This window comes from Leclercia sp. 1548 (assembly GCF_050435045.1).
Taxonomy (GTDB): domain Bacteria; phylum Pseudomonadota; class Gammaproteobacteria; order Enterobacterales; family Enterobacteriaceae; genus Enterobacter; species Enterobacter adecarboxylatus.
The window spans coordinates 348,632-361,447 of record NZ_JBNDJP010000004.1; the positions used below are offsets into that span (position 1 = coordinate 348,632).

At 54.3% G+C, this 12,816-nt stretch carries 11 protein-coding genes; 2 read left to right on the forward strand and 9 right to left on the reverse strand.

The window, feature by feature from the left end:
• Nucleotides 1-27: 27 nt before the first annotated feature.
• Nucleotides 28-1,260 (reverse strand): phosphoglycerate dehydrogenase, encoded by a 1,233-nt coding sequence (gene serA / locus ABIE02_RS14280; protein WP_032613894.1) that lies wholly within the window; start codon nucleotides 1,258-1,260, stop codon nucleotides 28-30.
• 267 nt (nucleotides 1,261-1,527) lie between these two features.
• Nucleotides 1,528-2,187, reverse strand: a complete 660-nt coding sequence (gene rpiA / locus ABIE02_RS14285; RefSeq protein WP_032613951.1) for a ribose-5-phosphate isomerase RpiA — start codon at nucleotides 2,185-2,187, stop codon at nucleotides 1,528-1,530.
• A gap of 150 nt (nucleotides 2,188-2,337) precedes the next feature.
• On the opposite strand from rpiA, the gene argP reads away from it, so the two are divergent.
• Nucleotides 2,338-3,231 carry a DNA-binding transcriptional regulator ArgP gene (argP, locus tag ABIE02_RS14290; protein WP_032613896.1) on the forward strand — a complete coding sequence of 298 codons (894 nt, stop codon included), beginning with the start codon at nucleotides 2,338-2,340 and terminating at the stop codon, nucleotides 3,229-3,231.
• 59 nt (nucleotides 3,232-3,290) lie between these two features.
• Here the strand turns inward: argP and ABIE02_RS14295 are convergent, their stop codons facing one another.
• From ABIE02_RS14295 to tkt, 7 genes are all read right to left on the reverse strand, one after another.
• Nucleotides 3,291-4,082, reverse strand: a complete 792-nt coding sequence (locus tag ABIE02_RS14295; protein ID WP_336995093.1) for an oxidative stress defense protein — start codon at nucleotides 4,080-4,082, stop codon at nucleotides 3,291-3,293.
• Between the two features lie 92 nt (nucleotides 4,083-4,174).
• Nucleotides 4,175-4,810: an arginine exporter ArgO gene (argO, locus tag ABIE02_RS14300; RefSeq protein WP_032613898.1), complete on the reverse strand. Its 636-nt coding sequence runs from the start codon at nucleotides 4,808-4,810 to the stop codon at nucleotides 4,175-4,177.
• Between the two features lie 138 nt (nucleotides 4,811-4,948).
• Complete coding sequence (locus tag ABIE02_RS14305) at nucleotides 4,949-5,806, reverse strand: small-conductance mechanosensitive channel MscS (protein ID WP_130588233.1); 858 nt, start codon at nucleotides 5,804-5,806, stop codon at nucleotides 4,949-4,951.
• A 186-nt stretch (nucleotides 5,807-5,992) separates the two neighbouring features.
• On the reverse strand, nucleotides 5,993-7,072 hold the full coding sequence (gene fbaA, locus ABIE02_RS14310; protein ID WP_032613902.1) for a class II fructose-bisphosphate aldolase: 1,080 nt from the start codon (nucleotides 7,070-7,072) through the stop codon (nucleotides 5,993-5,995).
• A gap of 89 nt (nucleotides 7,073-7,161) precedes the next feature.
• The gene (gene pgk, locus ABIE02_RS14315) at nucleotides 7,162-8,325 is read right to left on the reverse strand and encodes a phosphoglycerate kinase (RefSeq protein ID WP_032613905.1); all 1,164 of its coding nucleotides are present in this window, start codon (nucleotides 8,323-8,325) and stop codon (nucleotides 7,162-7,164) included.
• 49 nt (nucleotides 8,326-8,374) lie between these two features.
• The gene (gene epd / locus ABIE02_RS14320; protein WP_103792610.1) at nucleotides 8,375-9,394 is read right to left on the reverse strand and encodes an erythrose-4-phosphate dehydrogenase; all 1,020 of its coding nucleotides are present in this window, start codon (nucleotides 9,392-9,394) and stop codon (nucleotides 8,375-8,377) included.
• A 389-nt stretch (nucleotides 9,395-9,783) separates the two neighbouring features.
• Nucleotides 9,784-11,775: a transketolase gene (tkt, locus tag ABIE02_RS14325; RefSeq protein ID WP_032613909.1), complete on the reverse strand. Its 1,992-nt coding sequence runs from the start codon at nucleotides 11,773-11,775 to the stop codon at nucleotides 9,784-9,786.
• Nucleotides 11,776-12,055: 280 nt separating this feature from the next.
• Between tkt and ABIE02_RS14330 the strand changes: the two genes are divergently transcribed.
• A complete protein-coding gene (locus ABIE02_RS14330; protein ID WP_032613911.1) occupies nucleotides 12,056-12,814 on the forward strand; it encodes a M48 family metallopeptidase in 759 nt (252 codons plus the stop codon).
• Nucleotides 12,815-12,816: the final 2 nt, after the last annotated feature.

Below are 12,816 nucleotides of genomic sequence, written 5' to 3' on the forward strand. Positions count from 1 at the left end.
CGCCGCCGGGGATCAGATGGCACTCACTTAGTAGAGCAAACGCGCGCGGATAGTGCCCGGAATGGCCTTCATCGCCTGCAACGCTTTCTCTGCAACATCTTCATCCGCTTCAATATCAATAACCACATAACCCATCTGCGCGTTAGTTTGCAGATACTGTGCCGCGATGTTCACACCCTGCTCAGCGAAGATCTGGTTAATGGCCGTCAGTACGCCTGGACGGTTTTCATGAATGTGCAGCAGGCGACGCCCGCCGTGCAACGGCAAAGAGACTTCCGGGAAGTTGACCGCAGACAGGGTTGAACCGTTGTCAGAGTATTTGCTCAGCTTACCAGCCACTTCAAGACCGATATTTTCCTGTGCTTCCTGCGTAGAGCCACCGATGTGTGGCGTCAGGATCACGTTGTCGAACTCGCACAGCGGCGAAGTGAACGGGTCGCTGTTGGTCGCAGGCTCGGTCGGGAAGACGTCAATCGCCGCGCCCGCCAGATGTTTGCTTTTCAGGGCTTCGCACAGCGCAGGGATATCCACCACCGTACCGCGCGCGGCGTTGATCAGGAGTGAACCCGGCTTCATCAGCGCCAGCTCTTCCGCACCCATCATGTTTTTGGTGGAGGCGTTTTCCGGCACGTGCAGGCTCACCACATCGCTCATATTGAGCAGGTCGGAGAGATGCTGAACCTGGGTGGCATTACCCAGCGGCAGCTTGTTTTCGATATCGTAGAAAAAGACGTGCATCCCCAGCGATTCCGCCAGAATGCCCAGCTGCGTGCCGATGTGGCCGTAACCGATAATGCCCAGTTTTTTACCACGCGCTTCGAAAGAGCCAGATGCCAGTTTATTCCAGATCCCACGGTGGGCCTTGGCGTTGGCTTCAGGGATGCCGCGTAGCAGCAGCAGAAGTTCACCGATGACCAGCTCCGCCACGGAACGGGTGTTGGAGAATGGCGCGTTGAAGACCGGAATACCGCGCTTCGCGGCAGCATTGAGATCAACCTGGTTGGTGCCGATGCAGAAGCAGCCAATCGCGACCAGTTTTTCTGCTGCGGCAATGACATCTTCGGTCAGGTGGGTACGGGATCGCAGGCCGATGAAATGAGCATCACGGATCGACTCTTTCAGCTGTTCGGTATCCAGCGCACCTTTGTGGAATTCGATGTTGGTATAACCTGCCGCACGAAGGCTATCCAGTGCTTTCTGATGCACCCCTTCGACCAGCAGAAATTTAATCTTGTCTTTCTCCAGTGATACCTTTGCCATTTCCCCGACCCTGTCTGATTGTCTGAACTGTTGTTGTGCTGATTTAAAATCCGCTCCCGCCAACATATCAAAAAAAACTATTGCAGCAATATGAACGTTTGCGTCGGCACTCTGAAGAAATGTCATACAGCGCCAAATGGCAGTGAAAAATGCTGTGGAGCAATACGAAAGCGGTAGGATCGTCAGGAGAGGGTTAGAAATGTGACACAAGTCACCGAATATCGCTGTTGCAAAAAAAGTTAGCGGGGGGAGGCTCCCCCCGTCAGATCATTTCACGATGGTTTTAACGCCATCGGCGGTGCCGATCAGCGCGACATCCGCGCCACGATTAGCGAATAACCCTACCGTTACCACGCCTGGCAGGCCATTGATGGCATTTTCCAGCGCCACGGCGTCGAGGATCTCCAGACCGTGAACATCCAGAATCACGTTACCGTTGTCCGTTACCACGCCCTGGCGGTATTCCGGGCGACCACCCAGTTTCACCAGCTCGCGGGCAACCGCGCTGCGCGCCATTGGGATCACTTCAACTGGCAGCGGGAAGTTGCCGAGGATATCGACCTGCTTGGAGGCATCCGCAATACAGATAAACTTGTCTGCCACGGAGGCGATGATTTTCTCGCGCGTCAGTGCCGCACCGCCGCCCTTGATCATCTGCATATGGCCGTTGATCTCATCCGCGCCGTCGACGTAAATCCCCAGGCGGTCAACTTCGTTCAGATCGAACACAGTGATGCCCAGGCTTTTCAGTTTTTCCGTGGATGCATCGGAGCTTGAAACGGCGCCCTCGATCTGGCCTTTCATCGTGCCCAGCGCATCAATAAAGTGTGCTGCCGTTGAACCTGTGCCCACGCCGACAATGGTACCCGGCTGTACATACTGGAGAGCGGCCCATCCTACTGCTTTTTTCAGTTCATCCTGCGTCATGATCTCTTGCCCGTGGTGATTTTGCGTGACGCGCATTATAGAGCATTCGCCTGCGCCATGTGATCTGCGAGGTCACCAATTTCGTCTGTATCAAACATAAATTTATGTCATAGTGCGAAGTATCGTATTTTTTGGGAGTCAGCCAGAGCAATGAAACGTCCGGACTACAGAACATTACAGGCGCTTGATGCCGTTATTCGTGAACGCGGATTCGAACGCGCAGCACAAAAGCTGTGCATTACCCAATCCGCTGTTTCACAACGAATCAAACAGCTTGAGAACATGTTCGGGCAGCCGCTGCTGGTTCGTACCGTGCCGCCGCGCCCAACCGAACAGGGGCAGAAGCTGCTGGCGCTGCTGCGTCAGGTTGAGCTGCTGGAGGATGAGTGGCTGGGCGATGAACAGACCGGCTCCACGCCGCTGCTGCTCTCTCTGGCGGTCAACGCCGACAGTCTGGCAACCTGGCTTCTTCCTGCCCTCGCTCCGGTGCTGGCTGATTCGCCTATCCGGCTAAATTTACAGGTAGAAGACGAAACCCGTACCCAGGAGCGCCTGCGCCGCGGTGAAGTGGTCGGGGCGGTCAGTATCCAGCCTCAGGCGCTGCCAAGCTGCCTGGTGGATCAGCTGGGGGCTCTGGATTACCTGTTCGTCGCCTCGAAAGCCTTTGCCGAGCGTTACTTCCCGAACGGCGTTACCCGTGCCGCCCTGCTGAAAGCGCCTGCCGTGGCCTTTGACCATCTTGATGATATGCATCAGGCATTTTTACAGCAGAACTTCGACCTGCCGCCGGGCAGCGTACCTTGCCATATCGTTAACTCCTCCGAAGCCTTCGTGCAGCTGGCACGTCAGGGCACGACCTGCTGCATGATCCCACATCTGCAGATCGAGAAAGAGCTGAACAGCGGCGAGCTGATCGACCTGACGCCAGGCTTACACCAGCGCCGTATGCTCTACTGGCACCGCTTTGCGCCAGAAAGCCGGATGATGCGCAACGTCACCGATGCACTGCTGGCCCATGGCCATAAGGTCCTGCGCCAGGATTAATAAAAAAGCCGGGTCGCATTAACGCGAACCCGGCCTGTATTTGTGCTGACAAACAAGACTTACGGTGCTTTGGTCGCCGTATCTTGCTCCTGAGTCTGCTGAGGCTGCTCGTTCTGGTGAGCCTGCGTGCTCTGCTGCTGGCCCTGAGCTGGCTCCAGCTGGAACACCACATCAACCTGATCGTCAAACTGAATCGTTGGCTGTTCGTAGGTATCCTGCGCAGAGACCGGTGCCGCTTCAGATTTCATCATGCGAACCATCGGGCTGGGCTGATAGTTAGAGACGTGGTAACGCACGCTGTAAACCGGGCCAAGCTTGCTGTTGAAGCCAGAAGCCAGTTGCTGCGCCTGACGCACGGCATCATCAATTGCCGCTTTACGCGCTTCATCTTTATACTTCTCAGGTTGCGCAACACCCAGGGACACAGAACGGATCTCGTTCAGACCTGCTTTCAGCGCGCCATCTAACAGAGAGTTAAGCTTATCAAGCTGACGCACCGTCACTTCCACGGTACGCACCGCGCGGTAACCTTTCAGGATGCTTTTGCCATCCTTATAGTCATAGTCCGGTTGGGTACGCAGGTTGGCAGAGTTGATGTCTTTTTTACCGACGCCGTTCTGCTCCAGGAAAGAGAGATATTGCGCAACGCGATCGTCTGCCTGTTTCTTGGCGGTGGCCGCATCTTTTGCCGCCACGTTCACTTCGATGGCTAAGGTTGCGATATCGGGTGCCGCATCCACGCTTGCGGTACCAGAGGTCACAATGTGCGGGCTATCAGGCAGTTCACTGGCCTGAACGGATGCTGCGCCAAAACCCATTAATGCCGCCAGGGCGATTACATTCAACTTCACTTTTATTCCTCCATGTTGCGAAGAGTGCCCATGTAACAGGGCGCATGCCAGCAAGCTTAGCGCCTGCTGGTCGAATGTCCATAAGACAACGCTTAGTAGAATAGTTCACGAATATGATGAATCCCCTCTTTCGCCAGCTGAAAAGCGATAAACCACATCACCAGGCCCACCAGTGCGTTGATAATGCGCTGAGCTTTAGCGGTGCGCAGACGGGGAGCCAGCCATGCAGCGAGCAGCGCCAGGCCAAAGAACCACAGGAAAGAGGCGCTGACGGTACCCAGCGCAAACCAGCGTCTCGGCTCGGCATCCAGTTGCCCTCCAAGGCTACCCAGCACCACGAAAGTATCCAGATAGACGTGTGGATTAAGCCAGGTCACCGCCAGCATGGTCACAATAATTTTCCAGCGCCCCTGCTTCATCACTTCGGCGCTGGCCAACTCAATATTGCTGCCCATCGCCGTTTTCAGGGCACCAAAACCATACCACAGCAGAAACGCGACACCGCCCCAGGTCACCAGCGCCAGCAGCCAGGGTGACTGCATCAGCAGTGCGCTGCCGCCGAAAATACCGGCACAGATCAGAAGCATATCGCTTACCGCGCAGAGCAAGGCAATCATCAGGTGATACTGGCGGCGAATCCCCTGATTCATTACAAACGCATTTTGCGGACCGAGGGGCAGGATCATTGCCGCACCAATCATAAGCCCTTGAATATAAAAAGATAACATCGGAATCAATCTCAATAAACTGTCTGAGGGCAAACTATACTGCGGGGGGATAATAAGAGGAAATGGATAATATTAATTGGTAATAAGTGAAGCTAATAAGCCCGGCACGCATTGCGCGCGCCGGGTAACGGAGAAACGTTATTCTGCCGGTTCTTTCACACGCTTGAAGTTAACGTCCATCTGCGGATATGGGAAGCTGATGCCGTTGGCGTCAAAGTCGCGCTTGATGCGTTCCAGTACATCCCAGTAAACGCTCTGCAAATCACTGCTGTTGCTCCAGACGCGCACCACAAAGTTGATGGATGAAGCACCCAGTTCATTCAGGCGTACGGTCATCTCACGATCTTTCAGAATGCGATCATCCGATTCGATAATGTTGGTGAGCAGTTGCTTCACCTTTTCGATATCAGAGTCATACGCCACGCCAATAATGAACTCATTACGACGTACTGGTTCACGGGAAAAGTTGATGATGTTATTGGCGATGATTTTGCCGTTCGGGATCACGACCATACGACCATCCGCGCTGCGCAGCGTGGTAGAGAAGATCTGCACCTGCAGCACAGTACCGGCCACACCGCCGAGATCAACATATTCGCCGGAGCGGAACGGACGGAAGGTTACTAACAGCACGCCTGCGGCCAGGTTCGACAGCGAGCCTTGCAACGCCAGACCAATAGCCAGACCTGCGGCACCCAGTACTGCGATAACCGATGCTGTTTGCACCCCGACACGCCCCAGGGCCGCAATCAGCGTAAACGCGATAACACCGTAGCGCACCAGCGCGGAGAGGAAATCTGCCACCGTGGCATCAATATGACGCGCCCGCATTACGCGGTTAACGGCGTTAGAGATGATGCGCGCCACGATCATACCGATGACGATAATCGCGATGGCCGCCACAATGTTAACGGCATAACTCAGCAGCAACGCCTGGTTGCGCACCAGCCAGGAACCCGCGTTATTGATGCTATCTACAACACCGAGATCTTCCATTCAATATTCCTTATCTAAGCAAACCATAGAAATACATCCCCCATCGAGGCAGGCAAGTTAGTAAAGGGTAAACAAAAGCGGGTTTTTTTGCCAAACAGATCACATAAATAGTGTCCGTAGACAGTTGAAAGGCATAAAAAAAGCCCGCGATTAATGCGGGCTTTTTGAGGCTGTTAGCAGCGCAAATTACAGAACGTCAACCGCGTTCAGCTCTTTGAATGCCTGCTCCAGACGCGTCACCATAGAGGTCTGCGCTGAACGCAGCCATACACGTGGATCGTAGTATTTCTTGTTCGGCTGGTCTTCGCCTTTCGGGTTGCCCAGCTGGCCCTGCAGGTAAGCTTCGTTAGTTTTGTAGTACTGCAGGATACCGTCCCAGGTTGCCCATTGGGTATCGGTATCGATGTTCATTTTGATAACACCGTAGCTTACGGAGTCTTTGATTTCCTGAGCAGAAGAACCGGAACCGCCGTGGAAGACGAAGTTCAGGCTGTTATGCGGCAGGTTATGTTTCTTGGAAACGTATTCCTGAGAATCACGCAGAATGGTTGGGGTCAGAACCACGTTGCCTGGCTTGTACACGCCGTGTACGTTACCGAAGGAAGCAGCGATGGTGAAACGCGGGCTGATTTTGCTCAGCTCGGTGTAAGCGTAATCAACGTCTTCTGGCTGAGTGTACAGGGCAGAAGCGTCCATGTGGCTGTTGTCCACGCCGTCTTCTTCGCCACCGGTGCAACCCAGTTCGATTTCCAGAGTCATGTCCATTTTGGCCATGCGCGCCAGGTATTTAGAGCAGATCTCGATGTTCTCTTCCAGAGACTCTTCAGACAGGTCGATCATGTGAGAAGAGAACAGTGGCTTACCGGTTGCAGCGAAGTGTTTTTCGCCCGCGTCCAGCAGACCGTCGATCCACGGCAGCAGTTTCTTCGCGCAGTGGTCAGTGTGCAGGATAACCGGAACACCGTAGTGCTCAGCCATCTGGTGAACGTGGTGTGCGCCAGAGATTGCGCCCAGGATTGCCGCACCCTGAGGAACGTCAGTTTTCACGCCTTTACCTGCGATAAACGCAGCACCGCCGTTGGAGAACTGAACGATTACCGGCGCTTTAACTTTTGCTGCGGCTTCCAGTACGGCGTTGATAGAGTCGGTACCGACGCAGTTAACCGCTGGCAGAGCAAAGTTGTTTTCTTTTGCTACCTGGAACACCTTCTGAACGTCATCACCAGTGATCACGCCAGGTTTTACGAAATCAAAAATTTTAGACATGTTGCGAGTCCTGTATCTTCGGCCTTGGAAAGGGGCGAGCTATTAAAAGCACGCTGAAAATTGGGCAGGTTTCCCTGCCCTAAAATGGCTTACTTCTTAGCGCGCTCTTCGAGCATGGCTACTGCTGGCAGAACTTTGCCTTCCACGAATTCGAGGAATGCGCCGCCGCCAGTGGAGATGTAGGAGATCTTGTCGGAAATACCGAACAGATCGATTGCTGCCAGGGTATCACCGCCACCAGCAATGGAGAACGCTTCGCTGTCTGCAATCGCGTTAGCCACGATTTCAGTACCTTTACGGAAGTTCGGGAATTCGAACACGCCAACCGGGCCGTTCCACAGAATGGTTTTCGCATTCTTCAGGATCTCAGCCAGCTTCTCTGCAGAGGCGTCGCCCAGGTCCAGAATCTGCTCTTCGTTTTTGATGTCAGAGACAGATTTCAGTTCAGCGGTTGCGGTTTCAGAGAACTCGGTCGCCACGCGAACGTCAGTTGGGACAGGGATATCACAAGTGGTCAGCAGGCGTTTGGCTTCGTCAACCAGGTCTGCTTCGTACAGGGATTTACCAACGTTATGGCCTTGAGCAGCCACGAAGGTGTTAGCGATACCGCCACCCACAATCAGCTGGTCAGCGATTTTGGACAGGGAATCCAGAACGGTCAGTTTGGTAGAAACTTTAGAACCGCCAACGATAGCAACCATTGGACGAGCAGGTTCTTTCAGGGCTTTGCCCAGAGCTTCCAGTTCGTCAGCCAGCAGTGGACCTGCACAAGCGACGTCGGCGAATTTACCGATACCGTGGGTAGAAGCCTGCGCACGGTGAGCAGTACCGAAAGCATCCATTACGAACACGTCGCACAGTGCAGCGTATTTTTTGGACAAAGTTTCGTCGTCTTTCTTTTCGCCTTTGTTGAAGCGAACGTTTTCCAGAACAACCAGCTCACCTTCAGCCACTTCCACGCCATCCAGGTAGTCTTTAACCAGACGTACCGGGCTGGACAGTTTGTCTTTCAGGTAATTAACAACCGGCAGCAGAGAGAACTCTTCGTTGTACTCGCCTTCGGTCGGACGACCCAGGTGGGAGGTTACCATCACTTTTGCGCCCTGCTTCAGTGCCAGTTCGATGGTTGGCAGAGAGGCACGGATACGCGCGTCGCTGGTTACTTTCCCATCTTTAACCGGTACGTTCAGATCCGCACGGATGAAAACGCGTTTACCTGCCAGATCCAGATCGGTCATCTTAATTACAGACATGGTGAATCCTCTCGTTGATTCTTAAAGTTTTGCAGACGCAACAGGCGTCTTACCTGAAACCTTGTGCGGCCATGGCTAACGTGGTGTCGAGCATCCTGTTAGCAAAGCCCCATTCGTTATCACACCAGACCAGCGTTTTGATCAGATGTGCCCCACTTACGCGCGTTTGGGTGCCATCGACGATGGCGCTATGCGGATCGTGGTTAAAATCTACTGAGACCAACGGTAATTCCGTATAGTCAACTATACCATGAAATGCTTGCTGTGCCGCTTTTTGCAGCAACAGGTTGACCTCACAGGCTTTTACCGGTTTTTTCACGGTCACGCTGAGGTCAATCGCCGTCACGTTGATCGTTGGAACACGTACGGCGATGGCTTCAAAACGGTCTTCAAACTGGGGAAAAATTCGGGTAATTCCGGCCGCCAGTTTGGTATCCACCGGGATAATCGACTGACTCGCCGCGCGAGTGCGTCGCAGGTCCGGGTGGTATGCGTCAATGACCTGCTGATCGTGCATAGCGGAATGAATCGTGGTCACGGTGCCCGATTCAATGCCGTAGGCATCGTCCAGCAGTTTGATGACCGGAATAATACAGTTGGTGGTGCAGGAAGCATTGGAGACGATGCGGTGTTCCGCTTGCAACTCATGATGGTTCACGCCGTAAACCACCGTAGCATCGAGATCGTTACTGCCCGGATGTGAGAAGAGCACTTTCTTAGCGCCAGCCGCCAGATGGGCTTCGCCATGCGCGCGATTACCGTAAACGCCGGTACAGTCGAGCACCACATCTACGCCCAGCTCACGCCAGGGTAAGGCGTCGATCGTCTGCTCGTGCAGGACACGAATCACGTCATCACCGACGAACAGTTGCTCTCTCTCCTGACGAACGTCCCAGGCAAAGCGCCCATGGCTGGTGTCATATTTCAATAAATGCGCCATGCCTGCGGCATCCGCCAGTTCATTGATGGCCACCACGGTCATTTCCGCCCGACGCCCGGATTCATATAAAGCACGAACCACGTTGCGTCCGATGCGACCGAAACCATTAATCGCTACGCGTACGGTCATAAGTCTCCTGCAAAGCTTTCCCTGATTCGAGGTGGCTGACAGAGTAATCCAGCAACGCTCTGAGGGGAATCCTCGCCTGTCACAAACTCCAACTGATTGGTCATTTGTCGAACGTTTAATCGACTGAAACGCTTCAGCTAGAATAAGCGAAACATGGAATAAAGGGAATGTCCGTCCAGAGCAATAAGCCAGCTATATGACGCATATCACATTTTGAATGGAATAACTTACAGGCGTATTACATTTATGAGGAATAAGATGCACAAAAAGACGGGTGGGCAGGTAAAAGCAAAACGGTAACCAAAGGGTTACCGTTTTTAGTGTTTGCGCCCTCTCTTACAAGGAGGGGGCTGCGGTGAAGGCATCTGCCCGCACCGCATCAACCACGATTACAGCAGTTCTTTCGCTTTCGCGACCACGTTCTCAACGGTGAAGCCGAACTCTTCGAACAGCTGCTCAGCCGGCGCAGACTCACCGAAGGTGGTCATGCCGACGATAGCGCCGTTCAGGCCCACGTATTTGAACCAGTAGTCAGCGATACCCGCTTCGATAGCAACACGGGCAGAAACAGCTTTCGGCAGCACGGACTCACGGTATGCCGCATCCTGCTTGTCGAAGGCGTCGGTAGACGGCATGGAAACCACGCGCGCTTTAACGCCTTCGCCTGCCAGCTGATCCCAGGCCGCAACCGCCAGTTCAACTTCAGAACCGGTCGCGATGAAAATCAGCTCAGGCTGACCGTCGCAGTCTTTCAGCACGTAACCACCGCGGGCGATGTTCGCCAGCTGCTCTTCGGTACGATCCTGCTGAGCCAGGTTCTGACGGGAGAGGATCAGTGCGGTCGGGCCGTCCTGACGCTCAACGCCATATTTCCACGCTACCGCAGATTCAACCTGGTCACATGGACGCCATGTGGACATGTTCGGGGTCACACGCAGGGAAGCAACCTGCTCTACCGGCTGGTGAGTCGGGCCATCTTCGCCCAGACCGATGGAGTCGTGGGTGTACACCATCACCTGACGCTGTTTCATCAGCGCAGCCATACGCACCGCGTTACGGGCATATTCCACAAACATCAGGAAGGTGGAGGTGTAAGGCAGGAAACCACCGTGCAGGGAGATACCGTTAGCAATCGCGGTCATACCGAATTCACGTACACCGTAATGGATGTAGTTACCGGCAGCATCTTCGTTGATCGCTTTGGAACCGGACCAGATGGTCAGGTTGCTTGGCGCCAGGTCAGCAGAGCCGCCGAGGAACTCTGGCAGCCACGGGCCGAAGGCTTCGATGGCATTCTGGGATGCTTTGCGGCTGGCGATTTTGGACGGGTTCGCCTGCAGTTTAGCGATGAATTCGTTCGCTTTCGCGTCGAAGTCTGCTGGCATTTCACCTTTCATACGGCGGGTGTATTCAGCCGCTTCCTGTGGGAAGGCTTTAGCGTAGGCCGCGAATTTCTCGTTCCATGCAGCTTCTTTCGCCTGGCCCGCTTCTTTGGCATCCCACTGCGCGTAGATCTCAGACGGGATCTCAAACGCGGCGTGTTTCCAGCCCAGCTGTTCGCGGGTCAGGACGATCTCTGCGTCACCCAGTGGTGCGCCATGGGAGTCGTGCGTACCGGCTTTGTTCGGGGAACCGAAACCGATGATGGTTTTGCACATCAGCAGGGACGGTTTGTCGGTCACAGCGCGTGCTTCTTCTACTGCGCGTTTAATCGCTTCAGCATCATGGCCGTCAACACCACGCACCACGTGCCAGCCGTAGGCTTCGAAACGTGCTGCGGTATCGTCGGTGAACCAGCCTTCAATGTGACCATCGATGGAGATGCCGTTGTCGTCATAGAACGCAACCAGTTTACCCAGCTTCAGGGTACCGGCCAGGGAGCATACCTCGTGAGAGATACCTTCCATCATGCAGCCGTCGCCGAGGAATGCATAGGTGAAGTGGTCAACAATGTCATGACCCGGACGGTTGAACTGCGCCGCCAGCGTTTTCTCAGCAATCGCCATGCCCACGGCGTTAGCAATACCCTGACCCAGCGGACCGGTGGTGGTTTCTACACCTGCGGTGTAACCCACTTCCGGGTGGCCTGGGGTTTTAGAGTGCAGCTGACGGAAGTTTTTCAGCTCTTCGATTGGCAGGTCGTAGCCGGTGAGGTGCAGCAGGCTGTAGATCAGCATGGAGCCGTGGCCGTTGGACAGTACGAAACGGTCACGGTCAGCCCAGGCCGGGTTATTCGGGTTGTGGTTCAGGAAATCACGCCACAGTACTTCGGCAATGTCAGCCATACCCATCGGGGCACCCGGGTGACCGGATTTAGCTTTTTGTACAGCATCCATGCTCAGCGCACGAATAGCATTGGCAAGCTCTTTACGTGAGGACATTTTGACTCCAGATCGGATGTTGAAGGCCATACCCGTTTCGGCTTGACGACAGCGCGTTTTGGGCTACGCCAGAAAAAAGTGCCAACAATGTAACCCAAGCGACAAAGCATGTACATGGACCATTCTTTTGCCGGTTAAGAAATCTCTGGAACACGCTCGCACGTTGCGCAATCTTCTCGCTCGCCGTCGTTTATATTCTTTATACTTAGCCATACTCCGGCCTCGCTGCCGTGATGTACTTTCAGAATTTATCGTGTTTAACGAGTGCGGAAGCAACCTAATGAAAATGCGTGCAATAGTGCTGGCTCTGGGAACAACGCTCCTGCTGAGCGGATGTCAGAATATGGACTCGAACGGTCTGATGAGCTCCGGTGCAGAGGCGTTTCAGGCCTACACCCTGAGCGATGCTCAGGTTAAAACATTAAGCGATGAGGCCTGTAAGGAGATGGACGGTAAAGCTACCATCGCGCCGGCAGGCAGCACTTACGCTCAGCGTCTGGATAAGATTGCTTCTGCGCTTGGCAATAACATCAATGGCCAGCCGGTGAACTACAAGGTTTATATGGCCAAAGACGTCAACGCCTTCGCCATGGCCAACGGCTGCATCCGCGTTTACAGCGGGCTGATGGACATGATGACCGACAACGAAGTTGAAGCGGTTATCGGGCATGAAATGGGTCACGTTGCGCTCGGCCACGTGAAGAAAGGAATGCAGGTTGCGCTTGGCACCAACGCCGTTCGCGTGGCGGCGGCGTCTGCCGGGGGCATTGTCGGGAGCCTGTCTCAGTCACAGCTTGGCGATCTCGGTGAAAAACTGGTCAACTCCCAGTTCTCCCAGCGTCAGGAATCTGAGGCCGATGACTACTCTTACGATCTGTTGCGCAAACGCGGCATTAACCCGTCCGGTTTAGCCACCAGCTTCGAAAAACTGGCTCAACAGGAAGCAGGCCGTCAAAGCTCAATGTTTGACGACCATCCTGCCTCTGCAGCACGTGCGCAGCATATTCGCGATCGCATGGCCACAGACGGCATTAAGTAACA

Bases quoted from the DNA above. Each gene is read 5' to 3' on its own strand.
- epd (WP_103792610.1), bottom strand. From the start codon at position 9,394: ATGACCGTACGCGTAGCGATTAATGGTTTCGGTCGCATCGGACGCAAC.
- ABIE02_RS14330 (WP_032613911.1), top strand. From the start codon at position 12,056: ATGAAAATGCGTGCAATAGTGCTGGCTCTGGGAACAACGCTCCTGCTG.
- argO (WP_032613898.1), bottom strand. From the start codon at position 4,810: ATGTTATCTTTTTATATTCAAGGGCTTATGATTGGTGCGGCAATGATC.
- serA (WP_032613894.1), bottom strand. From the start codon at position 1,260: ATGGCAAAGGTATCACTGGAGAAAGACAAGATTAAATTTCTGCTGGTC.
- argP (WP_032613896.1), top strand. From the start codon at position 2,338: ATGAAACGTCCGGACTACAGAACATTACAGGCGCTTGATGCCGTTATT.
- tkt (WP_032613909.1), bottom strand. From the start codon at position 11,775: ATGTCCTCACGTAAAGAGCTTGCCAATGCTATTCGTGCGCTGAGCATG.
- ABIE02_RS14305 (WP_130588233.1), bottom strand. From the start codon at position 5,806: ATGGAAGATCTCGGTGTTGTAGATAGCATCAATAACGCGGGTTCCTGG.
- fbaA (WP_032613902.1), bottom strand. From the start codon at position 7,072: ATGTCTAAAATTTTTGATTTCGTAAAACCTGGCGTGATCACTGGTGAT.
- rpiA (WP_032613951.1), bottom strand. From the start codon at position 2,187: ATGACGCAGGATGAACTGAAAAAAGCAGTAGGATGGGCCGCTCTCCAG.
- pgk (WP_032613905.1), bottom strand. From the start codon at position 8,325: ATGTCTGTAATTAAGATGACCGATCTGGATCTGGCAGGTAAACGCGTT.